A 24,827-nucleotide genomic window follows, 5' to 3' on the forward strand; every position below is an offset into this window, starting at 1 on the left:
TAATAGATATTCCCATTTACTTGGAAGTGTATTATCATATTAGAAAGTATTAACATCATTAAATTTTGGTTTTAACTGAGAAAATTTGATTGCCAACACAGAAAAAGGAGATGTTTTACAAATGAAATTGGCTTTTAGCAAAAAAACGTTAGCTATCATTACAGCGGCATCCCTCGTCATGACCATAGGTACGACTGCATTCGCCTCATCAGCATTGAAGAAAGTTACCGCCTATCAGAATGCTAATCTTAAGATTACGGTAGACGGCAAAAACGTTAATTTGAACGGACAAGCCCCACTCAATTATGAAGGCAGCAACTACGTGCCTGCCGCTCTTATAGCCAAACAATTAGGTGCATCCGTCATATGGAATTCTGCCGCTCAAACGATTGAAATCTATAGCAAAGGTACGACGGTTCCGACTCCGACGCCGACTCCGACGCCTAGTCCTTCAGGGACCACGAATGCAGTGAAATTTTACAATGCCGGCACATCGGGAGCTACCTTATTCGAGGAAAACAAAGCCGCCGCTGCGTATTTCATTAGCCTTTACGGCAAAGCGCTGCAAACCGGCGATACAAAGACCGTCGAAACATGGATGAAAAACAATATCCAACAAAATGAATATGGTACTTCTGCTTTAGAAATCAGTATTGAAGGCATTCAAGATACCGTGAAAGGAATTCACGAAACCTACGGCGTCGACGCCATTGCGCCAATCGCTAAAGATCTTGTTGCAAAGGCCGACAAGCAGCAATTATCGTCAGATTCCGAATATGATGAATATACGTATTCCAGAGACTTGAAATACTACATTGAGGCAGTTGGCGGAGAATTCGAAGACAAGTTCGGTATATACTTCATTTATAATTTAAACCAAGACACCAACAAACTATATTTCGCGCAAGTCGTTATTTACTAATTGCCGCTGAATGGGATGCTCAGAAGATCTTAGGTCTTCTGCGCATCCTTTATTTCCAGCTTATATATTCCTTGACAGGAATATTCTCGATAAGATATATTTAATCCAAGAAATGCAGCAACGCGATCCACTCTTGATGTTTAGTGGCACAGACCCCAAGGGTAAGCTATGACAATGTGCGCGAAAACTGGGAACACATCCATTTACGATTACATTTGGAGGAATGAATGAACATGACCGACAGCCACCCGGCTAACGCCAATCAAGTGAACACCGAAGAAGGAAAACTCGTCATCACCCGTACCGTAAAGGCACCTCGCGAGTTAGTATTCAAAGTATGGACGGAGTCCGAGCATTTGAAGCACTGGTGGGGACCGACAGGCATGGCCCTGGAAGTAAAGACACTCGATCTGCGTCCAGGCGGCATCTTCCACTTTAGCATGACCTCTCCTGACGGCGATCAAATGTGGGCCAAGTTCATCTATCAAGAAATCGATGCGCCGCATAAACTCGTCTACATTAGCACCTTCGCAGATGCAGAGGGCAATACCATACGTCCTCCATTCAGCTCGGAGTTTCCGCTTGAAATATTGTATATCGTACATTTCGAAGAACAGGATGGGAGAACAACCCTTACTCTTCAAGGAGGACCCCAGAACGCTGCTCCAGCAGAGCATGCCTTCTATAAAGGCATGTTCGAATCGATGCAGCAGGGCTTCGGCAGCACGTTCGACCAACTGGACGAGTACCTCGCAAAGTTCTAAACATGCAAAAACAAACAAAGAGCGCGGCCTCCCTGGCCGCGCTCTTTAACTATGAAACCTCAAATCAGCATATTCACTCAAGCTGCAGCCTCTCCACTTCCAGCTTTCCAAAGTTTTGAAAACACCATTCCCCGTTATACACCAATCGTTTATTCATAGGCTCTCCTTATTCGTCGTAGTGACTTCAAACCTATAAAAGTAATTTGGATAAAAATGTTTCCAACTCGCGATCAGAACGTATCACTAATGGAAGAAAGACGTTGCGAGGCGAGGTGCGAGGGATTGGTCATGAAGAAATCCGACTTACATACATCAAAAGGAAAGTTGCAATACCAGATCGACGGCAGCGGCAAACCGACTCTCGTTCTGATCAACGGAGGCTCGGGCCCGATTGAAGGCTGGATGAAAATAATGCCTGACATCTCTGAGGCGTCCACCGTATTTTCGTATAACCGTTTGGGCGTTGCAGGCAGCGACAAGCCTCAGCATCCCCAAGACGGAGTTACGATTGTCGAGCATTTGCGCGAGGCATTGCAGCTTGCTGGATTGAAGCCTCCATTCGTGCTCGTTGGTCATTCACTAGGAGGACTCTATGCGAACTTATATGCGCGGAAATACCCGGACGAGGTTGCCGGCGTCGTCTTCCTGGAATCAAGCACGCCTGGAGATATCAGCCTCGACCAACACCAAGGCAAGACGGTCAAGGCGATGAACAAACTGCTAGCGATGTTCGATTTCTTGTCACCGCATAAGAAATACGACGAGGTTCATTACGTGAAACAAACGGTCGATCACATTCATGCGCTTGACCGCTTTCCTGCCGTTCCGGTATATGTCATAACCGGCGGCAAACAAAATCCGATGATGCCGGAGACCGTCCGGAAGCAGCGGCTCCACAATCAGCTTGAGCTTCTGGCATTATCTCCGTCCAGCACGCATATTTCGGCAGACAAAAGCGGTCACTTCCCTCAATTTTCGGAGCCTAAGCTCGTTATTGATGCGATCAAGGCTTGCATTGAGAAGGTTCAAGATCGAATGTAATATTGTCGCAAGAAATTTCATCCCTCATGCGGTAAAACGAGACGGCTCGTCACCGGCGAGGACAGAATAACCGACGTATTGACGTTGCCGTACGGCATGAGCCGCTCCACCAGCAAGGTTAACGACTCCATGCCCGTAACGGCCGCTTTCATCATATAGCTGACCGTGCCCGTTACGCGGTGGCACTCCAATATCGCCTCGTCGCTTGCGATCCGCTTCTCGAAGTCGGTCGGCGATACCTTCAGCTCGCTCATCTGAATCATGAGCAGCATCGACCTTCCGACTGCGGCCGGCGATACTTGGGCTCGGAAGCCGGTAATGACTCCCTTCTCTTGCAGCCGCAACAACCGCTCCGAGATGCTCGGGCGACTAAGCGCCAGCCGTTTGGACAGTTCGCTTACCGTCATCCGCCCATCCTCCTGCAGCATTCGAAGCATCTCCCGGTCCAATCTGTCCATTGCCGCGCACCACCCTTCATTTTGCATATTTTATGAGGGTAATCCGTTCAATGTTACCCATTCTCACACGAATTCGATTCATTTACTTATATAACGAGCTAAGGCCGTTCAGTATGCTTAAAGGAACAATAAGCAACAGGCGGTGCATCTTAGATGAGACGGATTATGGTGATCAGAATGAAGGCGCAGGGCCGCAAATGGCTTCCAATTGCAACCGGTTGTTTATGGACGGCCGCGGGCCTGATTATGCTTAAGCATGCGGGGCTTTTTACGGGGGGAACTGCCGGGCTATCCCTGAGTCTTGCCCATATGTGGCATATAAAGTTTCACTATTTGCTGCTGCTGATTAACGCTCCGTTCCTGCTCTTCTCTTATGTGGCGATGGGACGCAAGTTCACGGTGCATACGATAGCCGCTATCGCGCTTCTCTTCGTTTTTTCCTCCGCGTACCCTTTCATTCCCTACCCTTCCGTACCTTCCCTGTTCGGTACGATAGCCGGCAGTATACTCATTGGATCAGGCGTATGCCTCTTATTCCGTCACGGCGCCTCGCTGGGCGGTTCCAATATCCTCGGACTCTACCTACACCGCAAATACCGGATCAATCCGGGCTTAACCAACTTTCTCTTCGATTGCATCGTACTGCTTATCAGCTTGGCCGGCTACACCTTAAAGGGAGTTGTTCTTTCCGCGATATCGATTGCCGTAACTTCCTTCATAATGGCCGTTTACAAAAAAACGAATAACGAACGCCGCGCATCTACAGCAACGTACCCAAAGCATTCGCCTGGCGATCCTGCTGCCGGGCAGCCTCGCCGATATCCATAAAACTCGTGCACGGCCTTCTCGGTACGATGCTGCTATCGGCAGCATCTGTACGCAGCACAAAGAGGGGACACCATTTTGTGCCCCCTCTTCGTTGACTTTATTGCCCGCTGAAGATATGAAGCTCAGCACGAATCATCTTAGCGAGATTAAGCGCTTGATCGTCCAACAACGCTCCGGAAGCAAGCTGGCGGGCGGCGGACGGAACGTACCACGGCGTAATTTCCGCTGCAGTCAAACCGGAAAGCTTGACGTACTCATCAACGAATATACGGCAGGCAGTCTCTCTCATATCCTCGAAAAAAACAAGCACATCCGGCGGCGTTTCCGGCGGCAGCACCGCATACAAAATCGTCACGCACACTTCCGCGACATCCGAAGCCGGGTTCCCGATCGCGGCATGCATCCAATCGATCATGACCGGCGTACCTTCTCTCATAATGAGATTGTTGGGGTTCGTGTCGCCATGGCATAACCGCCGGTTCGCCGGCAATCGATCTATATAAGCATGAAGTGCAGTTATATCGTCATCCGACAACAACGCAGGCCGGCCGATAATGACCTTCAAATGCTCCTTCTGCTCAGTGACGACGCCGTCGATGCCTTCCTTATGAATGTCGTGGAGCACCCTCGCGAACTTCCGCAAATCGCTTTTCTCATCATCGTAATCGATGACCTGAAAAGCATACAGCTGTTCGAAAAACCGATTGACGAACGTCGGTCCGGCCACTTTCTCGAATACGATACCGTATCGGTTATCCCACTCGACTTGCTCGAACGGGCGGGCGGCAGGAAGTCCGTTGCCCCATGCCGAAGCGCTGTTCCGATATTCGAGTTCTACCTCTTCCCTTGACGTGCCGGTATGGAACAGTTTAACGACCTTCTCATCCCCGCCCCATTCATACACCTCGCAGCTCGAGCCCACGCCTATACATTTGCCCAGCATGACTAATAGCAGCCCCCTTACTTCGAATGAAGTTGTAAAATAATCCAATTATATCCTGTCATTCGTTAGCGTACCATGCCTTTGGGCCAATTACACTAAGCGAACATAAGATTGGCGAGAAATTCGAACATTTACCTATCGATGAAGAGTAGTTTATAGAATCAGTCGAGGAGCATGTGCTCCTCGTACATAAATGACACACAAAATGTCAGTTTATAGCGAACGGCGGCTATTGGCTGGGACTGGAAGTGATGCTACACTATACAAAAAGCAGAACGAGCAACATGCCTGCCCGGGAAATGCAAAGGAGGAGTATGCCGATGGAGCCCAAAGCAACCATCCGAATCTTTGGACGCTTCAAGGTCATAGCCGGCAATGGTACGGAAGTGAAGTGGCGCATTTCCAAGGCAGAGGAGCTCATGGCCTATCTCAACCATCATCAAGGCGAGAACGTAGACAGATACCGGATCATGAATGCCTTATGGGGCAACGATTCCAAGCCTACGGCTGCCTATTTCAATACGACGGTCCATTATTTGCGCAAAAATCTGTTAACCGCAGGCATAGCGGATCTACTCCTCCATAACCAAGGGCACTACCGGATTGAGGTTCATCAGTTGAAGAGCGATGACATGGATTTCATCGCATTTCTATCGACCTCCGAACCTGTCCATAGCGGAAATATCGACATGTGCGAGAGCATGGTCAAGCTGTACGCAGGCGGCTATCTGGCAGACAACGATTACGGCTGGGCCGCACAGACGCGGGTAACGCTAGAGAACGAATACATAGCCCTTTTACTCCGAATGAATGATTACTACGGGCAGATGCGCCTCTACCCTTCGGCCATAAAAGCTTTAAGGAAGGCGCTTAAGCATTCGCCATGGAACGAGGCTATTCACGCGAAGCTGATTAGCTCCCACTTGGCAGCCAATGATCATCTATCCGCCATGAAGCAGTATGATGCGCTCAAACGCTCGCTGAAGCGGGAATTCCAGCTTAAGCCGAATGACGAGATCAAGTCCCTGCTTACCTTTCGGAGAAATGACATCATTCGTCAAGATTACCGATATTAAAGGTTTCTTTGACAAACTTGAAAATGTTGGAAAAATGTTAATTTAAGCCTGAAAATCCTTGACGGATAGGGATTTCCAGGCTTTTTCAGTGTGAGTTTCGACCTATTTTTGTTAAGGTCATAGCTGTTAAAATGAGGCTTATCTTGTCATCTATTATTTATGGGAGGAAAATAGCGATTATGAAAAAAGTTTGGTTATATGCATGTCTTTTTGCGCTCCTGTGTACAACTGCTTTCGCCGGTTTGCCGGATAACGCAACAGCGGCCAAAACCTCCGCCGACTTCACCGATCTCAAAGATCTGGACGCGGCGACGAAAGCCAAGTTCGATGCATTGATTAGCGCCGGCGTATTTGACGGGGTCAGCGAGGGCACATTCGGATTGAAGGATGAAATGAACCGCGCCCAATTCGCTAAGGTTGCCGCACTTATCTACGGTCTTAAGGTCGACTCTTCTCTGACGACTTCCAGCTTCTCCGACGTGAAATCTGATGGTCCCGGCGGCTATGCCCTTCCTTATATCGAGGCCATTAAGGCAGCCGGTATTACGGAAGGATACGGCAACGGAACATTCAATCCGGCAGGAGAGGTGACAAAGGAACAGCTTGCGACTTTTCTCGTTAAAGGGCTCGGACAAAATAAGGAAGCCCAAGCCTTGCCTGGCGTAAAAGACGAGACTGTCTCCGACTGGGCTAAGGGATATGTACAATTAGCTTTGCAATTAAAGCTTCTGGATAACGGCGCAGACGGTAATTTCGGCGGCAAGTCCAATGCCACGAGAGATTTGCTCGTTCTCGGCGCTTATGAAGCGAAGGACCAATTCGTTAAGCTTAATCCGACACCAACACCATCGCCTTCAGAGTCGCCGACACCGACACCGACACCGACACCGACGGTTACTCCGGAGCCGACAACGCAACCTACTCGCAGACCGGCTACGCCGACGCCTTCGCCTACGGCTACTCCGGAGACGACACCGACGCCGTTGCCTACATCAACGCCGGAACCGACAGCAGATGTAGCCTTCCTATCGAATTTATATGCAGGCAGTGATACGGAGCATCTCATCATTACATTCCAGACGGAGCTTGGAAGCGCCACTACATCCATCACTGATATCGTTAATCTGATTGATTCCATAGTCATTAATCCGGATGGTGATGATCCGAAGCCCGTGCTATTTAGCTCCGCAGACGATTCTATTAACTGGGAGGGCAAGACGAGCTCTACCCCAATGGCCGATATTACAATTCCCACTACCATACTTAACATAGGCGACACTGTGCGGGTTACCTTTAAATCAGGGGCATTGGTCGACGGAGATGACATAAGCATCGCACAGCAATATTGCGAAACGCTAGTGGAAACTTATTCATCTCAATTTCCTCAATTTCCTGAATTTCCAATTTAAATAGCTCATAAAAGATCGGCGCAGGAATAATCCCTGCGCCGATCTTTCTTTTGCTCCCAGTTATTTCAACTTAGCTGTTAAATAAACGAATGCATCTCCTTGTTCCTTCCGAACTTGTAAGCGGCGGTTAGGCACAGGACGAGCGCGAATGCGGCTAGAATGGCTAGATTCAGCACTACGCCGGATACCGTTTCACCCTGCTGAAGCTTGCTGACCGTATCCAGCAGCCAGTATTGGGGCAAGAACTGGGCGATCTGCTGCATGAATGAAGGCATGGTCGCGAGCGGGAATAAGCAGCCGGCAAGCAGGCTGGTTGGTATAATCACCATCGTCTGAATGCCGCTCGCCGCCATCGAGCTTGCAGAGAAGGCTACAATAGTCAGAGACAGCCCTACCGCTACTATAGCGAACAGTCCCAGCAGCAGGTAGAGCTGCACAATCGGGATACCGGACTCCATATGGAATAGCCGGGTCATCACCATCAGCGTCACAAGGATCTGGATCAGCATGACGATGACGTTCACTATGACATTAGCCCCTACATAAGCTCGGCCCGTGACCGGCGCGGCGAACAGTCGGAACAACGTCCGGTTCTCCTTCTCCTTCAGAATCATCGCCGACAGATTGACGGCCGAGAACAGCATTAGCATGATTAAATAACCTACCGTTTGCGAAGACTTGCGATGCTCCAAGGAGCGATCCTCTACTTTCTCGACGGAGAGTGCAAAATTCGCTTGAACAAAGCTTTTATACAACTCGTCAAATTTCGATTGATCGCCACCCGATGCCAGCCCGATTGATGCCAGATTTCCGATGTAGGCATTCACATACGACTTGATATAAGGGGCAACCTGCGAACCCTTGACGGAAGCCAGCGAGACGTTCGCCGGTTCGCCTGTCGGCAAACTGACCGCGAAGCCTTCCGGCAGCGTCAATGCCGTATCGATATCTCCGTCCCGCAAAAGGTCTTCTGCCTCATCTGCCTGAATCTCCACCACTTCCACCTGATCAAGCTCACTCATATACGCTACCAGATCCATGGAAGCCGCCTGACCGTTATCGAGATTGACTACCCCGAGCGTTAACGGTTCCTGATCGGAACTGCCATAGATCGATGAGGATAACAGGATGCCGAAGATCGGCAGACATAAATACAAGAGCATGACTTTGTAGTTTTTGACCGTGCTTAGCGCCATGCGGCGAACGAGCCATGTCGTCTCTTTCATTACAGACCCTCCCTTTTTCTCATCAACACGATAGCCAGTGCAAGCAACAGGACCGAGCAGCCTATATTTAGCAGCATAGCTGGAAGCGAAGCCTCAAGCTCACCCGCATAAATAATTTGCAGGATAGCCTCATTGGACCAGTGCAGCGGCGAATACGCGGCGAGAGCATACATGAGTCCAGACGTATTTTCAACCGGGGTATACGCTCCGCCTACGAAAGCCGCTACTTGAATAATCATCATCAAGACGCTGCCGGCCACATTGCCCTTCAGTAAGTAACCAAAGGCGAGTCCGAGGCTAAGCGCTAACACAATCTCGCTGAATAGGACCAAGAAAACAAGCCACAGATGGCCGCCCCAGTTGGCGCCAAACATATATTTGCTGAGCAATACGACAATGACGACGAAAATCGCATTCAGCACAAACGTTCCGGCAATTTTACCAGCGAAAATTTCTCCCTTCGTCACAGGGGACGCCAGCAGGCGGATATCGGTATGCCCGCTTCGCTCCGTCTCGATAAGCTGCCCCGCCGTTAAGGCGCTGTACAGGATGATCATGGTGGTGACGGCTACCGCAAAATAGTCCAGGCCACTCGGCTGCAGCCCCGTATCGATCGGCGTCTCCGCTACATAATTGCCGTCTGAGCTAGGAATACCGTTCTCGGCGACCGACAGTTTGTAACGATCTGTTAGCGGAGTCAATAATCCTTGGACGATGCCGTTCTCCATGGCCCTGCCGCTGTTGCCATAATAGCTGATGCCGTCCTCAGAGATCCGCGCATAACCGGTATAGAGTCCGTTTTGCACATCGTCTTTAACGTCTGCATCCGTGCGGTTGGCCGCTTGCTCGAAGGCGATGCCGGAAGCTGCTCCATCCTGCAGCAAAGCCTCCCACTCCTGTTGTACCTCTCCGCTTGCTCCATCGAAGCTATAAACAACCCGTATCGGCTCCACCTTCACGGTTGCTTGAAAACTGCCAGACAGCGCCGTCCCCAAAATAAGCATGAGCAAGACGGGCGTCGCCAGCATGAACAGCAGCATTTTAATATCCCGGAGTATCTTCAGTTCTTTCCCTGCGATCCGCAATACGTTCATTGGCTATACTCCCTCCCTCTGTCGCGTCATCACTGGCCGCTTGATTACTCATCGCGCAGCGTTCGGCCGGTCAACGTCAGGAACACGGTCTCCAGACTCGGCTCCTGCGCTTCCACGCCCCGAATTTCCACGCCGCTTGCCACGAGCAGCTGGATGATCGCATTTAGATTATTGATTTCTACAGCCGAGCTAATATGAATCGTCTGATCCGCGATTTCAACCGTACTGACGCCAACAATGCTCTTCAGCCCTTCCAGCGGAACATCGTCGGCCGATCGCACGGCGATGCTGATGCTCTTTTGATTCGTAATAATCGCCTTCAGCTCAGCCTTCGTTCCTTCCGCAATGATCTTCCCATGGTCGATAATCGCGATTCGCGAACAGATCTCCTCGACCTCTTCCATGTAATGACTCGTGTAAATGATCGTACTGCCCATTCGATTCAGCTTCCGCACCGAGTTCAAAATATAGCTGCGCGATTGCGGATCGATTCCTACCGTCGGCTCATCCATGATAATCAGCTTCGGCTTGTGCGCAATCGCGCAGGCGATATTGAGCCTTCGCTTCATCCCGCCGGAGAAGTTCTTCGGGAAGCTTCCTTGCCGATCGGATAGTCCGACGAATTCCAGCGCTTCGATCACGCTTCGCTTCAGCTCCGTTCCTCTTAAGCCGTATAACCCTGCGAAAAAGTGAACATTTTCATAAGCCGTCATATTCTCGTAGATCGCTAAATCCTGCGGTACGAAGCCAATCGACTGCTTCGCAAGTTTGCCGTTCTTGGCGACATTGCGGCCCATTATAGCAATCTCGCCTTTGGTCGCGGAGAGCAAGGAAGCCACGATATGAATCGTCGTGCTTTTGCCTGCGCCGTTCGGCCCTAAGAAACCGAATATTTCTCCTTCTTGCACCGACAGCGATAAGTTATCCACGGCGGTATAATCACCGAATTTTTTCGTCAGCTGATTAATCTCCAGTACGTTCACCGTTATTTCACCCTCCCGTTAGTTCCGTTCTTCTGTTCTTATCTTACAAAAAAAGGACGCCCTTGCAGAAGTGCACAAGTTCATCCTTCTCCCATGAAATAGTTCATGACGTAACCCTCATTTCTTCACGGGGTATACGGCATTAAAGTCGTCACCGAAAATCCCCTCGAGCCGTCGACGATGATTTTACCGCCCACGGCCGCCGTCCTCTCTTCCATCCCCACGATGCCAATTCCCTTCACAATCTTCGTCTGTCCCTGTCCGTTGTCCGTAATTGTAGCCTTGATTAATGTAGGCAGCACCTGCACATGGATCGAGACCGAGGAAGCCATGGCATACTTCATCGTATTGGTAAGCGACTCTTTCGTATTTTCCTGAATGATTCTCCAATGAATCGGCGTAATGAAATCGATATTTCCTTCGTAGGAAAAGGCCGTCCGGATCGGGTGCTTGGCCGCAAATTCGTCGATGAACAATTTCATTCGATTGACGCCCATCTGTTCCGTCGGCGGCTTCATCCGCTTCAGCTCGATTCGAATGCTTTCGATCCCTTCCTTCGAGATATGAATGGCATTGTCCAGGAGCAGCGACGTCTTGTCCGGATCGTTCGCAATCAAGCGCTTCGCGGCCTCCATCTGAATGAGCGCGCTCGTCATGGCATGTCCGATGTGATCATGGATATGCTGGGACATCCGGTTACGCTCCTCCAGCTTAAGCGTATATTCGGTTTGCCGCAGAAACTCATCGTTTTCCTGCAGCTTGACGTGCAGCCGTTCCAGCTCGCCCCGCATTCGTTCCAGCTCGGAACGTTGTTCTCGCAGCGATCTTCCGTATCGCTGCAGGACAGCAAAATATATCCACGTCACAGCCGCAACGAATAGGTACATGAACATCAGCTGCCGGGGCAGCAATGCTAATGGGATAAGCATGAGCAGGAAAGATACAGCCCTTTGGCTGCCGTAGGCGATGGACGACAGCTCCCACAGATGGACCGGCAGCAGCAGGAACATGAGCGGATAATCCTGACAGGCAAGGATGGTTACCCCTATGGATAAAGCTGCGATAGCAGGACGAAGTTTCTCTTTTCGCAAAATATAAAACGATAAGTTCGTAGAAAGATAGACTAATACAGATAATATAAACCAAGGCGTTGCGCTTGTTTCCGAGATTAGCGATTGGCCCGTCGTAAAGACGAGCAGAGCCGCTTTAAAACCGATTCCGGCAAGCTCCGATACATCTCTTGCTCTTGGATCGGTCATCAGGTTAACTCTCCGGTCAAGTAATAAATCGCGATTTGCGTACGGTGGGTGAGACCTGTTTTGCTCAATATCGAAGTAATGTGGTTAGCGATCGTTCCCTCAGAAATAAAGATTTCTTTGGAAATCTCCTTATTCGTTCTCCCCTTGGCGATCAGCGCCATAATATCGAGTTCCCGCTCCGTAAAGAGGCTTTTGTCGACTTTCGCAGCTTCATTAGGCATGGGCGACTCTGGCTCTTTCGCCGATTTCAGCTTATCCAGCACCGAATCCTGCAGAACATTATGGCCGTGATAGACCGTTTTGATGGCGTCGCTGATCCGCTCGGGATCGTTATTTTTAAGCAAATAACCTTTGGCTCCGTAACGAATGGCATCACGTATATATTCATCATCGTCGAAGGTCGTTAAGATAAGCGGCCTTGTCTTTGTCCGTTCCGTTATCAGCCGAGTAGCTTCCACCCCGTTCATCTCCGGCATCCGCACGTCCAGCAGCGCCACGTCAACCTCATGCTGCTCGCAATAGGCTACGGCCTCCAGCCCATTCTCGACCGTCGCTACAACCTCGAACCCTTCGAACGTCGTTAATATGATTTTCATTCCTTCGCGAATGAAGGAATTGTCGTCGGCTATAAGCACCTTAATGTTCGGCATTCTCTCATCCCCTTCCATCCTTCCATTATTATGCTATAGGATAGGCGATAACGCTATATGGAATGGCTATTGTTTGTCGATAGGGTGTTTCAACTTCGCCTGAACCGTTTACTAATAAGCAAGCGAACGTTGCATAGGCCAGCATTATAGCAGACGGTCCGCAGGCTATTCGTTCGCAAATCCTAATTAAAGAGGTGTCGTTATGAGTCAGACAAAAACTTCTTATTACACGGGCGAGCAAGTCGATCAAGAAGGCGAGTACATTTGCGAGGCAGGCCGGCGCGCTGCATTGAAAGAAGGGGACAAATTCCCGTATTGTCCCGTAACCGGCCTCGATACGAATTGGTATTTGGCTAATTAACCGACTCTTGATACGCTACCATACACATGCAAAAAAAACCGCCCGCAGGCATCTGGAATGCCTGCGGGCCGTTCTGTATTATTGATGGCTTGTCGGATGCTGCACGGTTGCCGGTATTTGGCCCTTCAGCATTCGGTTGATGTCGCCCGTCAGCCTCAAATAGAAGTCCGAGGAAACAGCAACGCCGTCCGCATCAAGCGTCAGGAAATAATGATTGGCCGGAATCATTGAGGAATTTTCCGCGGCCTTTGCAATAGCGGTTCCTTCATCGTATTCATCGAACATGGCTACGTAGCCGCTGTTAATGCCAAGACTCTTGGCATTGTACGCCTGCCGCCACATGAAATCGCCGTGCAATCGCGGAATTTGGTTCTGCGGCCCTGCATGAAGGTTATGCCAGGAGAAGCCTGGCCATAGCACCGGCTGATAATCGATGCCGTATTGGTTCGTCACCGCTAGATCCGGCTGCATCAGATTGTTCTTGAAGTGATCCGCACCGTCCAATCCTCCGAAGCGGCCGACATACCAAGGGGAGAGCATGTCGAACGACTGATAAACGCTCATGAAACCCGCCTTGGAGTCCTCGACGCCCGTCCGCCAGTAAGTCGGAACGCCGCCGATGACGTAGACGTTCTGATCCTTGAACCATTGGATAAGCGCCGCCGATTCCGACGCCGTTCCCGGACGATCGTTAAAACCAATCCCCCATATATTGACGACGATCTTCCCATCCTGCTTCGCGTAGGCGGAGGAGGAGGTCAGATTCATGCCGCCGAGAATGTTGTTCGTCCAGTCGTATTTGACCGCATCGTCCCATGTATTCGCATCCATGCCTGTAATATCGTACATGATATAAAATTTGCGGCCATAGCTTTCTGCCGCATTCTTAACCTTAACCGCAACGCTGTCCCGATTCGTCCGCCAGTTGTCCGGCGTGCTGCTCGTGCTGGCGCCGAACCGTTGCAAGGCCGCGCCGTCTATGTTGTAGGCCTGCATCCATTCAAAATGTTTGTTGACCGTCTCTTGGTCATAAGATGAGAACAGCTTGGCCTGCTGTCCGTTATTCAGATTTTGCAAACTGGTTGCATACGTCTTGGAATATTCTCTGAGATCCGGATACAGGTCGAAATTCACGTTGCTGCCTGTTCCAGGGGCGGAGCTATTCTTGGACCAATGAATCCAGCCGCCGTTCGGAGAACCGTCCCCGGCAGCGTTGAACCAGCCCTGATAACCCGCAATGACTTTGCCGACAACGTCGCCGCCTGACGGCTGAGGCGCGGACGGATCGAAGCGGAACCAGTTCAAGTTGAACAGGCTGCCTACTCCGCCCGTAAATTTAAGAAACACGTTTTGTACGCCCGTTATGTTCGAGACGGCACAGGATACCGTCGTCCAGTTCTGCCAGCCGCCGGTTACGGGAACCGTACATGTGCCTGCCAATGTGCCGGTCAAGCTGCCCAGACGAACTTCGATGGAGCCGCCGATCGACTGGCTTGCGACGCGAGCCAAGAACGTATTAGCGCCGCTGCCGAAGTTCAAGTTGTTGAAGCGGATGTAATCGCCATTATCGATATAGGCGACATTCTGTCCGCCTTCGCTCGCCGTTTCCAGTTGTATGCCCGATTGTACGTCATACAACTCCGCTTCCGTCTGCACGAATGCCGACTTTCCTGCGGAGAATTGGAACCAGAGCAGGTTGAACAAATTACCCGTACCGCCGGTAAATTTCAAGAACAATGTCTGCGTTCCCGTCGGATTGCCGCTAATGGCACAGGATATCGTCGACCAGTTCTGCCAGCCGCCCGTACCTGCAACCGTACAGGTTCCGGCCAATGTGCCGGTCAAGCTGCCCAGTCGCACCTCGATCGCTCCGCCGCTTGCATTGCTGGCCACTCGCGCCGAGAAAGCGCTTGCACCAGTTCCGAAATCAACACCATCGAATCTGAGGTAGTCCCCGTTATCGATAAAGGCGACATTTTGCCCGCCCTCGCTCGACGACTCCAACTGGATGCCCGACTGTGCATTGTAGCTCGACGCCGCTGTCTGCGTGAACGCAGACGCTGCTTGGGCGTGCGACGGCGTTAACGTCAGCGTCACCAGCAGCATTGCCGCTATGAGCACTGCCGATAACCACTTTTTGTAGACTTGCTTGTCAACTGCATGATTCATTCTTTCTCCTCCTCAATCATAATGATTGCATGCAAACATAGCCTGTCCACCGTTCCAAACGGTTGTCCGATCCCTCCTTCTCCACAATCCCGAGCGCGCCGCCTCGCCATGATGATTTTTCCCGCTTGCCGCTCGACCTGTCCATTCCATATTCATACAATTTTTGGTATTGGTACATAAGGCGATCTTGACTTTTACAGTTCATTGTCATCCTAAAAAAAGCCGGCTATCCTCACACCATTGTGAGGATAGCCGGCTTGCGCATCTGCTTGTGTTATGTATCGCTTGGAATACTGCACTCCATCTGCTCGACTTCCATTGCCACCTGCGCAGAAGGCTCTGAGAGGCTTCGCAAGGGAACGTCCTGCTCTTGATCGGGTTGGTCGAGAGGATAGATTCTAGCTGTCTCATTCTCCTCGTTCACATGCTGGATATAAATCCGAGCCCCGTTATACTCCACGTTCTCCATGGTCGGCGAAGCCGCAATCTCCTGTGCCCGTTGAATGTCCATATCAGAATAGGCCTCCTCTGTATCTTGTTAGTACCACTTACATTGTGCGCGCACGAGGAGGGATCTATTCAAGAGCATTCCATTCATACAGGTCTTCGACCCTACAACCAACCATACGAGCGATGGCAACCGCATTTTTCAAAGGCATCACTCTCTTGTTCTCTATATAGTCCGATAGCAGTTCGCGTTTATAAAGCAACGCTTGGGCCAGCTCTTCTTTGGTCATTCCAGCCTCCTCCAATCGCTCTTGCAACAAGCAGCGCCCGAGTTCGAGCTTCATAACACGTCCCCCTTTTTGGATACATCACCAGTCTTCCCTATCCGTCCTTCGAATACGACAGCAACATCTCGAAATCCGTTCCGTGTTAAAACATTAATTGAAACAAGAAGAGGAGCTGATATCAAATGAAAGCATTGAGTGGAAAAGTAGCATTGGTAACTGGAGCAAGCCGGGGGATTGGACGCGGCATCGCTTTGCGTTTGGCGCAAGACGGTGCGCTGGTTGCCGTTCACTATGGCAAAAACAAGGATGCTGCCGAGGAGGTCGTCCGCATGATCGAGCAAAATGGCGGAGCCGCTTTTGCAATAGGCAAAGAGCTTGGCGGCGCTAATGATATCAAGTTGCTGTACGATGCGCTGGACGACGCGTTAGTTCAACGTACGGGCGACTACCAATTCGATATTTTGGTCAATAACGCGGGAATCGGTCTCGTTAGGTCCATCGAGGAAACTATGGAAGAAGTCTTTGATGAAGTAATGAACATCAATGTCAAAGCGCCGTTTTTCCTCATTCAACAGGCACTGCCGCGGCTTCGGGAAGGAGGCCGCATTATTAACCTTTCCTCTGCCGTCACAAGAATCTTTCTCCCAAGCATTCCGGCTTACAGCATGAGCAAAGGAGCGATTAATACGTTAACGCTCTCCCTATCCAATCAGCTCGCTGCCCGCGGAATTACGATCAACGCCATCCAGCCTGGGTTCGTCGCCACCGACATGAACGCTGGGATGCTTCATGACCCTGCTTCAAGGCAATTCGGCGCCGATTACTCCGTCTTCGGCAGATGGGGCGAACCGGCAGATATAGCTGATGTTGCGGCCTTCCTGGCTTCTCCGGACAGCCGCTGGATCACGGGGCAATGCATCGATGCTAGCGGAGGCTCGCATTTGTAAGGATTGAACGATTAAGAGGCTCTGCCTAGGCAGATGATCTGCTGTTGGCGAGCCTCATTTTACTCGAATTCTGCGCTTCGGACTTTAGAAAATAAGATGGTGTCTCTTACTATACCATTCATATCCAACTTATCATTTCTTAGAATGCCTTCCTTTGTAAAGCCTAAACGTTCTGCGACTCTAGCACTCCGCAAATTCCGAGAGTCGCAACGAATTTCTATCCGATTCGCCTGTAGTTCCTTTATTGCAAAGCTTGTAATAGCTTCAACCGCTTCCGTAACGTACCCTTGTCCGCTAAAGCGCGTGTTGACCCAATAACCAATCTCAAACTTCCTTACATCCCAGTCGATCCGATGAAGGCCGCTGCTTCCAATAAACTCGCCTGTTATCTTATCGATAAGATACAGCCTTAAGTCCGAACGTTCTAAATAATGAACGCGACCCTGTCGAGAGATGATTTCCGACTCTTCCAACGTAGGAATCTGTTGTGCCCAGGGCATCCAGGGACGCAACTCCTCAATACTCTCTTTAATGGCCTCGTTGACCATTTGACCATCATCCCACTGGGGTGCACGGATTATTAATCGATTGGATTCAAAACTCTCGGGTATCCATAATAAAATTGGATTTGGACTTTTCATGACCATCCCTCCCCCAGGAATATAATTCCTATAATATAGCGGAAGTTTTTTATTCATTCAACCCATTAATTACAGCAGCGTCTCCGCTCCGTCTATGAAAACTTCCGTTCCCGAGATATGGCTGGATTGCGCAGATGCGAGGAACAGGACAAGGTCGGCGACCTGCTCGGGTTGGCCCGGACCGTGCTCAAGCGGCTGATTGCCCTCTGGGTATTCGACGGGAATGCTGATCTTATCGACCTGCTTCGTGCGATCGGTATTTTCGCCGATATTCGTTTCGATCGCTCCCGGGCAAATGACGTTGACGCGGATTTTGTAGCGGGCCAGCTCAAGGGCGGCCATTTTGGCAAAGGCGACTTGGCCTGCTTTGGATGCGCTGTAGGCCGACATGCCGAATCCGGAGAACTTCCGGCTTCCGTTGATGGAGCTCGTAATAATGATGCTGCCGCCATCTAATTTCATATGCGGAACCGCGTATTTAACGGTCAGGAACGTTCCCTTCAGATTGGTCGACAGCGTCTCGTCCCATGCCTCCGGCGTTAAGTCCTCGATAGGGGCAAGCGTGCCATTGATGCCTGCATTGGCGAATACGATATCGATCCGCCCGAAGCGCTCAATCACAGCTTGTACCGCTTGCTGCACCCGCTGCGGATCCGATACGTCCACGTCCACGAATAACGATTGTCCTCCCATATCGTGAATAGCCTGCTCTGCCTCTTCGGTCCGATTGTTGTTCAGATCGAACAGGCAGATGCTTGCTCCATTCCGGGCCAGCTGCAGCGCCCCTGCACGTCCTATGCCCGACCCCGCCCCCGTAATGACCGCTACTTTACCCTTCAATAACTCGCTCATCCCTCATGGCCCCCTCGTAAATAACCGGATATAAACCGTTATACCCTTCTTCCGTTAAAGGTAATCATAAGGAGAGCTCCATGGTATTTCCGTTAATCGAATAGACCGAAGATCCCGTCAGGCAGCCACAACTTCCTTACAACCAAGCATACCGCGAGCAGGACAACGCCAAAAATGATGTTTTTGGTCCATTTATTCATCGAAACTCCTCCATCTCCGTTATTATTGGCATAGCGCCGCCGCAGCTTTACTTATCGAATCTTCTTTTCCCATACACGAGGAAGCATAACGCCACCGATATAAGCGTCCATACAATCAAGTTGGTCAAATTCCCTAGAATCGGAGAAAGTCCGCCCTCCTGATGAAGCTCGGTTACCGCCAGCACGAATTGATGCGAGGGCAGCAAGTTAATGATGTTCATCAAGGCTGGCATATCCAGATCGGGAACAAAAATAGGTCCGAAAATAAAGAACAGCAGCAGGGGAAGGCCGACGATGGAGGATTCCGATGCCGTTCGCGCGATAAGGCCGATAACCGTACCCAAAGCCATAAAGATGAGTAACAATAAAATAGCCAACACCGACAAGTAAGCGTAATTTACGTGAGGTACGCCGGATATGGCCAAGCACGCTGCGATTACAATTATTGCAAATAAGGTGGTCGTCGCGCTTTTGCCCGCAAGCACCTCCAGTTTCGTAGCCGGCGACAGCATTAACGAACGCAGCGTATTTTTCTCTTTCTCTTCCGCGATCATATTCGCTTGAACGAAAGCACCGGTAATGGATATGGCAACCAGTATGGGAACAGAGATAAACGAAAGGTCGCTCGGGTCAGCCCCTTTTTGGTTGAATAATACGGCAATCAATAGGGGCATGCCCGCGTTCAATAAAATTTGCGGATTCCGAACCGCGTCCTTCCATTCTTTCTTGACGATCGCTTTGAATCGGCGCATGGAGAACCTCGTCATTCCAGTCCCCTCCCCGTCAATCTCACGAAAATATCGCCTAGCGTAGGCTCATTGGAATGGATGGCCAGCAGCTCTCCGCCGTTCATTAAGTTCCGTACATAATCCGCACTCGCTTCGTTTTGCTCCATAACCAGCTTCCCCTTCCGGGTCGTCACGGTAATGGAGCGATCGCCGTACTGCAGGCGCAATGCCTGCGGGGTGTCGAGGGCGGAAATTTCACCATTGTTCAGAAAGGCAACGCGGTGACAAAGGTCTTCCGCTTCCTGCATATTGTGCGTGGTCAAAAAAATGGTCGTCCCCCGGCGGTTCATTTCGCGCAGCGTTTCCTGAATGCGGGCGCTATTCACCGGGTCCAAAGCTGACGTGGGCTCATCCAGAAAAAGAATGTCCGGCTCATGCAGAATCGTCCTTGCGAGCGTAACCCTCTGCTTCATTCCTTTGGACAGCCGCCCGACCAGCGTATGCATGTCTTCGGTCAGATTAACCGCTTCTAAGACGGCTTCAATTCTTTGGTCGGCGACGCCATACAACCGACAAAACAATTCCAGATTGTCGTACACGCTAAGCCGCTCGTACAGGCCGCTATTATCGGTAAGCACGCCGATTTTGCCCAGAAACGGCGAATGACGATTTCGCCCGGGATCGCTTCCAAGCACGTTCACCCGCCCCGATGTGTACAGCAGCTGAGAGGTAAGGATTTTCACCGTTGTCGTCTTCCCCGAACCGCTTGGACCGAGAAATCCGAATATTTCGCCCCGTTGAACGCGAAAGCTGATTTTCTTCAAGGCATGCTTCTTTTTGTAAAGCTTCTCGAGGTGTTCAACCTCAATAATGGATTGCATGACGATTACACCTTCCCTTAAGACGCGTAGCCTTGTAAGCTCCGTTCCAGATTAAGCGCAAAGCGGTCCGACAGCCTCATATTCACCGCGAAAAGAGCTATTCGATAGCCGAACGACGCCATTCGCGGGATGAACGGAACCAACTTCATAACCCTACGATCGTCTTCAGCTCCTCGAATTTCCCCTTCGACAACGGAATCCGCGACTTGCGATCGTCGCTCAGAACCAAGCTATAGCTGTTGCGGCTCCACACGATTAACTCCGTTAACCGATCGAGATTGACGATATAGGAACGGTGACAGCGATAGAATCGAAACGGCCGTAGCTTATCCTCCAATTCAGCCAGCGTCCAAGCACAAGGTAGAATGCCTTCGTTCGTATGTACGCAGGTGATACCCTCGTTGCTCTCGATAAAATGGATTTCCCGGGGATCGATGAACACATATTTATCTTCGGTTTTTACCATCAGCTTAGCTAGCTTCACAGCATGATCGGGGAGCTCGCTGCTGTTAAACGTCGCAGACTCAACGTCGTCAACGCCTGCATTCGTCTCAATCGTTTCCGTTTGCTCAGGTACGCTAACCGGAACCAGTCCGCTTCCCGTCAGCCGGAAGATCATACTCGAAATCGAATGCGCTTGCTCCAACGTCGCGCACGTAATGAGAATCGCCTTATCCCTGCGGATGAGCTCGTCTATCAACCTCCTGACGATGATGCAGCTCTCCAGATCGAGATTCTGTTCCGGATCTTCCCATATGATAATGGCAGGATCATGAACAACGCTTCGTACGAAGCTAAGCAGCCGCTTCTCCGAATAACTAAGCTTGGATATTCGTTCATGGGCTTTGCCCGCCAATCCGATGATGCTAAGCAGCTCCGCTAACGATGCTTGAACTTCATGGAGCTCTGCCCAAAAGGAAAGGTATTCTCTCACCTTCAGCCGTTCATATAACCCTTCGTCCAACGTGCTGTATCCGACTTGCTTGACAGCTTCCGGGCCCTCCAGAGCTAACCGTTCCCCTTGATAAGAGATCCCATATTCCGATGATACGCGCTCTCCTCTCATGGACCGGATGAATGTACGTCCGCTATCGGGATTGCATTGTATAACGACGCATTGTCCAGAGACGAGCTCGATGACATCCGTTCGACCATCCTTGTTAAAAGCCTTATTATTGTCTAACTCATCCATGTAAATTGCCTCCTGCTCACCGAATTTCTATATCGATATATACGAAAAGCCTGACGGTAGGGTTCACACCTTCCAGTCAGGCTTTTCATTCATTCATCGCTATCTTATATTGGCCGTAGCCATGGCTACCCAATGACCGGGAGTTACTTCAATGAATTCGGAGTGTTCCAATCCATATGGGTCGGCCTTGCTTGCCTCGTTGTTCGTGACACGTTTCTTAAGCGCCTCCACCTTCGGATCGGGAACCGGAATCGCGGCAAGCAGCGATTTCGTATAATCATGCAGCGGATTGCTGTACAGCTCCTCGCTTTCCGCTAGCTCGACGATTTTGCCCTTGTACATGACCGCAACGCGGTCGCTAATATGCTTCACCATTGACAAATCATGGGCAATGAACAGATAGGTAAGTCCGAGCCGTTGCTGCAGTTCTTCAAGCAGCTTCACGATTTGCGCTTGAATCGATACGTCCAGCGCGGACAACGGCTCGTCGCAGACGATAAACTCCGGCTCGACCGCAAGCGTTCTGGCAATGCCGATCCGCTGCCGCTGGCCGCCGGAAAACTCATGCGGATAACGCATCGCGTGCGAAGCTTGCAAGCCGACGAGTTCGAGCAGTTCCTCGACACGCCGCAACCGCTCGCTCTTCGACGTGGCGATGCCATGCACATCCAGCGCTTCGCCGATAATATCGACAATGCGCAACCGAGGATTCAGCGAGGCGTACGGATCTTGGAAGATCATGCCCATATGGCTCCGTATTTTCTTCATCTCGCCTCGGTTCAATTGCTGGAGCGGAATGCCGCGGAACAGCACCTCTCCTCCCGTCGCTTCATCTAATCGAAGAATGGTGCGTCCCGTGGTGGACTTGCCGCTGCCTGATTCCCCGACCAACCCAAGCGTCTCCCCTGCATGGATGTCGAACGATATATTGTTAACGGCTTTAATCAGCTGTCCTTTGCCTAGGTCAAAATGCTGTCTAAGCGACCGAACCTGAAGCAGAGGTACGCCCTCCTCGCGCTTAACGGCGCTTGATACAGCCTTCGGCTTCTTCTTCTCGTCCAGACGAGGCAGCGCATTAAGCAGCTTAATCGTATACGGATGCTGCGGATCGGCGAATATTTGCTCCGTCGTTCCCGTCTCCACGATTTCTCCATCCTTCATCACAACGACCCGATCGCACATCCCTGCCACGACACCCAAGTCATGCGTGATGAGAATAATCGATGTGCCGAGCTGCTGTTGAAGATCCTTCATCTGATTAAGGATTTGCGCTTGAATCGTTACATCGAGCGCCGTTGTCGGCTCGTCCGCAATAAGCAGCGAAGGACGGCATGCCAGCGCGATCGCAATCATGACCCGTTGGCGCATGCCGCCAGAGAATTCGTGCGGATATTGACTGTACCGCGTCTCGCTATTCGGTATGCCTACCATACGCAGCATCGCGATCGCTTCGGCTTTCGCTTCCGCTTTATTAAGCTTACGATGCTTGACGAGGCTTTCCTCGATCTGCTTGCCGATGCGCATCGTCGGATTCAATGAAGACATCGGGTCCTGAAAGATCATGCCGATGTCGCGGCCGCGAATCTCTTCCATTTCCTTATCGGTTTTGAAAGCGAGATTCTGGCCTTGAAACAATATTTCTCCGTTTTTGACCATGGCCGGAGGCGACGGCAAAAGCCGCATAATCGCACGCGCCGTAACGCTCTTGCCGCTGCCCGATTCGCCTACGATGCCCAGCGTTTCGCCCTTGCGCAGCTCGAAGCTTACTCGGCGCACCGCCTCTACTTCACGTTCATGCGCAAAAAACGAAACGGATAAATCTTTCACTTGTAACAATGTATCCATATAAGCACCTGCTATTCTGTAAAATTCAGCTGTGTAATGATGCGTCACTTCATTGTTTTAGGTATAATAACAAGGAACTTTAACCAACTATAACTTTATTGACATTTCATAGCCGTTAAAATAAAATCTACTATATCGATCGGAATAATTCAATTTAAAATTTTTGTTAGATGAAAGGGAGCGGAATAGCTTGACAGGGCACGCAACTTCAACAAGTAATGGCTATACGGCTCGCATAGCAGCCATCTACCGTAAGATGCTTCTTCATAAAACATATGGATTCCTGCTGCTGCTCGCCGGGTTGCCAGTGTCCATCGTTGTCTACTTTATACATCTAGCACGCAAAGCGCAAGACGGCCAGAAGGCTCTAATAGAAGAAAACCGCAAGCTCCTGCTTCAGAGCGGCACTAGAGAGCAGCTGCTTAAGGAAGCAACGGAGCAATTGCGCCGCAAGCACGCCTTTTTTGGTCAAACCGTCACCGAAGAGCATACGCGTCGGGAAGCGGAACGCATCGCCTCCGATAAGCTCGAGGAGAAGCTCCACGACCGGCTTGAAGGATTGCGGATTCATACCTATACCTTAGCGGATACTTATGAGTCGCTTGCAGCTAATCCTGTCTTTATGGCGCTATCAGTCATTATCGGCTTTCCTATGTATGTGCTGATGGCCATATATGCAAGCCCTTATGTCAAGTACGTAGCCGAACGGCTCGTAATGGCAGCTCTCGTCATTCTTGGCGTATCGTTTCTCGTATTTACGATCCTTTATATTTCGCCGATGAATCCGGCTGCCAATCTGCTAGGCGAGACGGCTACCGCCGAACAGATCGCCAATTTCAATCATTTATATGGACTGGATCAGCCTTATCTTGTGCAGTTATGGAACAATTTAAAGGGCATACTAACTTTTGATCTGGGCAAGTCATTTGCCGGGAATGAATCCGTGACGACGGCGATTGCGAACAAGTTTCCCGTTACGCTTACTCTGACGACAATCTCGACCTTGATTGCCGTGCTGATTGCTCTTCCGATCGGCATCATATCGGCAACGCGCTCGAATTCCTTTTTTGATTATACCTTTATGTTCATCGCTCTGCTTGGCTTGTCCATTCCGAACTTCTGGCAGGGACTTATCTTTATCTTGAACTTTTCGATCAAGCTTTCCTGGCTTCCTGCAACGTATAATCCCGACAATTCGTTATCTTCCATTATGCCGATTGTCGTGCTCGGTACCGGCCTAACCGCTGCCGTCGCGAGAATGACCCGTTCATCGACGCTTGAAGTCATTCACGAGGATTATATAACGACTGCCAAAGCCAAGGGGCTTGGCCGCGGACAGGTGTTATGGAAGCATGCGGTCGGAAACGCGCTCATTCCGATTCTTACGATTGTCGGCTTGCAATATGGCGCCCTGCTCGGCGGCGCGGCCGTAACCGAGAAAGTATTCAACATTAACGGGATCGGCAGCTACATTGTCGACAAGCAGTTTATTCCGGATATACCGGCCATTATGGGCGGCGTAATCTACACCGCTATTACCATATCAATCGTCAACGTTATCGTCGACCTGCTGTATGCTTTTTTTGACCCTAGAATCCGCTCCAAGATGAAACAATACTAAAGC

24 protein-coding genes and 1 pseudogene are annotated in these 24,827 nt (G+C 50.5%); 9 read left to right on the plus strand and 16 right to left on the minus strand.

Annotated elements, in window-relative coordinates; all coding sequences use genetic code 11:
- The first annotated feature begins 121 nt into the window (after window positions 1-121).
- The 3 genes from AC0YN0_RS15585 (at window position 122) to AC0YN0_RS15595 (ending at window position 2,727) form a co-directional block, all read left to right on the plus strand.
- A complete protein-coding gene (locus AC0YN0_RS15585; RefSeq protein WP_475822064.1) occupies window positions 122-922 on the plus strand; it encodes a stalk domain-containing protein in 801 nt (266 codons plus the stop codon).
- Between the two features lie 227 nt (window positions 923-1,149).
- On the plus strand, window positions 1,150-1,686 hold the full coding sequence (locus AC0YN0_RS15590; protein ID WP_475822065.1) for an SRPBCC family protein: 537 nt from the start codon (window positions 1,150-1,152) through the stop codon (window positions 1,684-1,686).
- Between the two features lie 288 nt (window positions 1,687-1,974).
- Window positions 1,975-2,727: an alpha/beta fold hydrolase gene (locus AC0YN0_RS15595; protein ID WP_475822066.1), complete on the plus strand. Its 753-nt coding sequence runs from the start codon at window positions 1,975-1,977 to the stop codon at window positions 2,725-2,727.
- Between the two features lie 17 nt (window positions 2,728-2,744).
- On the opposite strand, the gene AC0YN0_RS15600 is transcribed toward AC0YN0_RS15595, so the two are convergent.
- The gene (locus tag AC0YN0_RS15600; protein ID WP_475822067.1) at window positions 2,745-3,185 is read right to left on the minus strand and encodes an Lrp/AsnC family transcriptional regulator; all 441 of its coding nucleotides are present in this window, start codon (window positions 3,183-3,185) and stop codon (window positions 2,745-2,747) included.
- A gap of 153 nt (window positions 3,186-3,338) precedes the next feature.
- On the opposite strand from AC0YN0_RS15600, the gene AC0YN0_RS15605 reads away from it, so the two are divergent.
- Window positions 3,339-4,013, plus strand: a complete 675-nt coding sequence (locus tag AC0YN0_RS15605; protein WP_475822068.1) for a YitT family protein — start codon at window positions 3,339-3,341, stop codon at window positions 4,011-4,013.
- A 97-nt stretch (window positions 4,014-4,110) separates the two neighbouring features.
- On the opposite strand, the gene AC0YN0_RS15610 is transcribed toward AC0YN0_RS15605, so the two are convergent.
- Complete coding sequence (locus AC0YN0_RS15610; protein WP_475822069.1) at window positions 4,111-4,956, minus strand: phosphotransferase family protein; 846 nt, start codon at window positions 4,954-4,956, stop codon at window positions 4,111-4,113.
- Between the two features lie 320 nt (window positions 4,957-5,276).
- Here AC0YN0_RS15610 and AC0YN0_RS15615 point away from each other — a divergent pair, with 320 nt between their 5' ends.
- Complete coding sequence (locus AC0YN0_RS15615) at window positions 5,277-6,032, plus strand: BTAD domain-containing putative transcriptional regulator (RefSeq protein WP_475822070.1); 756 nt, start codon at window positions 5,277-5,279, stop codon at window positions 6,030-6,032.
- A 179-nt stretch (window positions 6,033-6,211) separates the two neighbouring features.
- Window positions 6,212-7,441, plus strand: a complete 1,230-nt coding sequence (locus AC0YN0_RS15620; RefSeq protein WP_475822071.1) for an S-layer homology domain-containing protein — start codon at window positions 6,212-6,214, stop codon at window positions 7,439-7,441.
- Window positions 7,442-7,518: 77 nt separating this feature from the next.
- Here the strand turns inward: AC0YN0_RS15620 and AC0YN0_RS15625 are convergent, their stop codons facing one another.
- The 5 genes from AC0YN0_RS15625 to AC0YN0_RS15645 all read right to left on the minus strand — a co-directional run bounded on the left by AC0YN0_RS15625 (window position 7,519) and on the right by AC0YN0_RS15645 (window position 12,653).
- Window positions 7,519-8,667, minus strand: a complete 1,149-nt coding sequence (locus tag AC0YN0_RS15625; RefSeq protein ID WP_475822072.1) for an ABC transporter permease — start codon at window positions 8,665-8,667, stop codon at window positions 7,519-7,521.
- Window positions 8,667-9,761: an ABC transporter permease gene (locus tag AC0YN0_RS15630; RefSeq protein WP_475822073.1), complete on the minus strand. Its 1,095-nt coding sequence runs from the start codon at window positions 9,759-9,761 to the stop codon at window positions 8,667-8,669. The genes AC0YN0_RS15625 and AC0YN0_RS15630 overlap by 1 nt, the downstream gene beginning before the upstream one ends.
- A gap of 44 nt (window positions 9,762-9,805) precedes the next feature.
- On the minus strand, window positions 9,806-10,744 hold the full coding sequence (locus AC0YN0_RS15635; RefSeq protein ID WP_475822074.1) for an ABC transporter ATP-binding protein: 939 nt from the start codon (window positions 10,742-10,744) through the stop codon (window positions 9,806-9,808).
- Between the two features lie 125 nt (window positions 10,745-10,869).
- A complete protein-coding gene (locus tag AC0YN0_RS15640) occupies window positions 10,870-12,003 on the minus strand; it encodes a sensor histidine kinase (protein WP_475822075.1) in 1,134 nt (377 codons plus the stop codon).
- Window positions 12,003-12,653, minus strand: a complete 651-nt coding sequence (locus AC0YN0_RS15645) for a response regulator (RefSeq protein ID WP_475822076.1) — start codon at window positions 12,651-12,653, stop codon at window positions 12,003-12,005. Before AC0YN0_RS15645 ends, AC0YN0_RS15640 begins: the two co-directional genes overlap by 1 nt.
- Window positions 12,654-12,855: 202 nt before the next feature.
- On the opposite strand from AC0YN0_RS15645, the gene AC0YN0_RS15650 reads away from it, so the two are divergent.
- The gene (locus tag AC0YN0_RS15650; protein ID WP_337100422.1) at window positions 12,856-13,014 is read left to right on the plus strand and encodes a hypothetical protein; all 159 of its coding nucleotides are present in this window, start codon (window positions 12,856-12,858) and stop codon (window positions 13,012-13,014) included.
- Between the two features lie 78 nt (window positions 13,015-13,092).
- On the opposite strand, the gene AC0YN0_RS15655 is transcribed toward AC0YN0_RS15650, so the two are convergent.
- The 3 genes and pseudogenes from AC0YN0_RS15655 to AC0YN0_RS15665 all read right to left on the minus strand — a co-directional run bounded on the left by AC0YN0_RS15655 (window position 13,093) and on the right by AC0YN0_RS15665 (window position 15,974).
- On the minus strand, window positions 13,093-15,183 hold the full coding sequence (locus AC0YN0_RS15655) for a carbohydrate-binding protein (RefSeq protein ID WP_475822077.1): 2,091 nt from the start codon (window positions 15,181-15,183) through the stop codon (window positions 13,093-13,095).
- 337 nt (window positions 15,184-15,520) lie between these two features.
- A pseudogene (locus tag AC0YN0_RS15660) lies at window positions 15,521-15,694 on the minus strand (small acid-soluble spore protein H); the annotation flags it as partial.
- Between the two features lie 64 nt (window positions 15,695-15,758).
- On the minus strand, window positions 15,759-15,974 hold the full coding sequence (locus AC0YN0_RS15665; protein ID WP_475822078.1) for a helix-turn-helix domain-containing protein: 216 nt from the start codon (window positions 15,972-15,974) through the stop codon (window positions 15,759-15,761).
- 125 nt (window positions 15,975-16,099) lie between these two features.
- On the opposite strand from AC0YN0_RS15665, the gene AC0YN0_RS15670 reads away from it, so the two are divergent.
- Window positions 16,100-16,864 (plus strand): SDR family oxidoreductase, encoded by a 765-nt coding sequence (locus tag AC0YN0_RS15670; protein WP_475822079.1) that lies wholly within the window; start codon window positions 16,100-16,102, stop codon window positions 16,862-16,864.
- Between the two features lie 59 nt (window positions 16,865-16,923).
- Here AC0YN0_RS15670 and AC0YN0_RS15675 read toward each other — a convergent pair whose 3' ends face one another.
- The 6 genes from AC0YN0_RS15675 to AC0YN0_RS15700 form a co-directional block, all read right to left on the minus strand.
- Window positions 16,924-17,511, minus strand: a complete 588-nt coding sequence (locus AC0YN0_RS15675) for a GNAT family N-acetyltransferase (RefSeq protein ID WP_475822080.1) — start codon at window positions 17,509-17,511, stop codon at window positions 16,924-16,926.
- Between the two features lie 63 nt (window positions 17,512-17,574).
- Window positions 17,575-18,357 carry an SDR family oxidoreductase gene (locus tag AC0YN0_RS15680; RefSeq protein ID WP_475822081.1) on the minus strand — a complete coding sequence of 261 codons (783 nt, stop codon included), beginning with the start codon at window positions 18,355-18,357 and terminating at the stop codon, window positions 17,575-17,577.
- Window positions 18,358-18,604: 247 nt separating this feature from the next.
- Complete coding sequence (locus tag AC0YN0_RS15685) at window positions 18,605-19,324, minus strand: ABC transporter permease (protein ID WP_475822082.1); 720 nt, start codon at window positions 19,322-19,324, stop codon at window positions 18,605-18,607.
- Window positions 19,321-20,166: an ABC transporter ATP-binding protein gene (locus tag AC0YN0_RS15690; RefSeq protein WP_475822083.1), complete on the minus strand. Its 846-nt coding sequence runs from the start codon at window positions 20,164-20,166 to the stop codon at window positions 19,321-19,323. Before AC0YN0_RS15690 ends, AC0YN0_RS15685 begins: the two co-directional genes overlap by 4 nt.
- Window positions 20,167-20,311: 145 nt before the next feature.
- Complete coding sequence (locus AC0YN0_RS15695) at window positions 20,312-21,358, minus strand: LytTR family transcriptional regulator DNA-binding domain-containing protein (RefSeq protein ID WP_475822084.1); 1,047 nt, start codon at window positions 21,356-21,358, stop codon at window positions 20,312-20,314.
- 99 nt (window positions 21,359-21,457) lie between these two features.
- Window positions 21,458-23,203, minus strand: coding sequence for an ABC transporter ATP-binding protein (locus AC0YN0_RS15700; RefSeq protein ID WP_475822085.1), 1,746 nt, complete (start codon window positions 23,201-23,203; stop codon window positions 21,458-21,460).
- 190 nt (window positions 23,204-23,393) lie between these two features.
- Between AC0YN0_RS15700 and AC0YN0_RS15705 the strand changes: the two genes are divergently transcribed.
- Window positions 23,394-24,824 (plus strand): ABC transporter permease, encoded by a 1,431-nt coding sequence (locus AC0YN0_RS15705; protein ID WP_475822086.1) that lies wholly within the window; start codon window positions 23,394-23,396, stop codon window positions 24,822-24,824.
- Window positions 24,825-24,827 lie beyond the last annotated feature (3 nt).

This window comes from Paenibacillus sp. J22P218, assembly GCF_056269195.1.

Bases quoted from the DNA above. Each gene is read 5' to 3' on its own strand.
- AC0YN0_RS15665 (WP_475822078.1), bottom strand. From the start codon at position 15,974: ATGAAGCTCGAACTCGGGCGCTGCTTGTTGCAAGAGCGATTGGAGGAG.
- AC0YN0_RS15645 (WP_475822076.1), bottom strand. From the start codon at position 12,653: ATGCCGAACATTAAGGTGCTTATAGCCGACGACAATTCCTTCATTCGC.
- AC0YN0_RS15685 (WP_475822082.1), bottom strand. From the start codon at position 19,324: ATGACGAGGTTCTCCATGCGCCGATTCAAAGCGATCGTCAAGAAAGAA.
- AC0YN0_RS15700 (WP_475822085.1), bottom strand. From the start codon at position 23,203: ATGGATACATTGTTACAAGTGAAAGATTTATCCGTTTCGTTTTTTGCG.
- AC0YN0_RS15590 (WP_475822065.1), top strand. From the start codon at position 1,150: ATGAACATGACCGACAGCCACCCGGCTAACGCCAATCAAGTGAACACC.
- AC0YN0_RS15615 (WP_475822070.1), top strand. From the start codon at position 5,277: ATGGAGCCCAAAGCAACCATCCGAATCTTTGGACGCTTCAAGGTCATA.
- AC0YN0_RS15630 (WP_475822073.1), bottom strand. From the start codon at position 9,761: ATGAACGTATTGCGGATCGCAGGGAAAGAACTGAAGATACTCCGGGAT.
- AC0YN0_RS15670 (WP_475822079.1), top strand. From the start codon at position 16,100: ATGAAAGCATTGAGTGGAAAAGTAGCATTGGTAACTGGAGCAAGCCGG.
- AC0YN0_RS15680 (WP_475822081.1), bottom strand. From the start codon at position 18,357: ATGAGCGAGTTATTGAAGGGTAAAGTAGCGGTCATTACGGGGGCGGGG.
- AC0YN0_RS15640 (WP_475822075.1), bottom strand. From the start codon at position 12,003: ATGACCGATCCAAGAGCAAGAGATGTATCGGAGCTTGCCGGAATCGGT.
- AC0YN0_RS15690 (WP_475822083.1), bottom strand. From the start codon at position 20,166: ATGCAATCCATTATTGAGGTTGAACACCTCGAGAAGCTTTACAAAAAG.
- AC0YN0_RS15675 (WP_475822080.1), bottom strand. From the start codon at position 17,511: ATGGTCATGAAAAGTCCAAATCCAATTTTATTATGGATACCCGAGAGT.
- AC0YN0_RS15595 (WP_475822066.1), top strand. From the start codon at position 1,975: ATGAAGAAATCCGACTTACATACATCAAAAGGAAAGTTGCAATACCAG.
- AC0YN0_RS15655 (WP_475822077.1), bottom strand. From the start codon at position 15,183: ATGAATCATGCAGTTGACAAGCAAGTCTACAAAAAGTGGTTATCGGCA.
- AC0YN0_RS15625 (WP_475822072.1), bottom strand. From the start codon at position 8,667: ATGAAAGAGACGACATGGCTCGTTCGCCGCATGGCGCTAAGCACGGTC.
- AC0YN0_RS15610 (WP_475822069.1), bottom strand. From the start codon at position 4,956: ATGCTGGGCAAATGTATAGGCGTGGGCTCGAGCTGCGAGGTGTATGAA.
- AC0YN0_RS15600 (WP_475822067.1), bottom strand. From the start codon at position 3,185: ATGGACAGATTGGACCGGGAGATGCTTCGAATGCTGCAGGAGGATGGG.
- AC0YN0_RS15585 (WP_475822064.1), top strand. From the start codon at position 122: ATGAAATTGGCTTTTAGCAAAAAAACGTTAGCTATCATTACAGCGGCA.
- AC0YN0_RS15620 (WP_475822071.1), top strand. From the start codon at position 6,212: ATGAAAAAAGTTTGGTTATATGCATGTCTTTTTGCGCTCCTGTGTACA.
- AC0YN0_RS15605 (WP_475822068.1), top strand. From the start codon at position 3,339: ATGAGACGGATTATGGTGATCAGAATGAAGGCGCAGGGCCGCAAATGG.
- AC0YN0_RS15695 (WP_475822084.1), bottom strand. From the start codon at position 21,358: ATGGATGAGTTAGACAATAATAAGGCTTTTAACAAGGATGGTCGAACG.
- AC0YN0_RS15650 (WP_337100422.1), top strand. From the start codon at position 12,856: ATGAGTCAGACAAAAACTTCTTATTACACGGGCGAGCAAGTCGATCAA.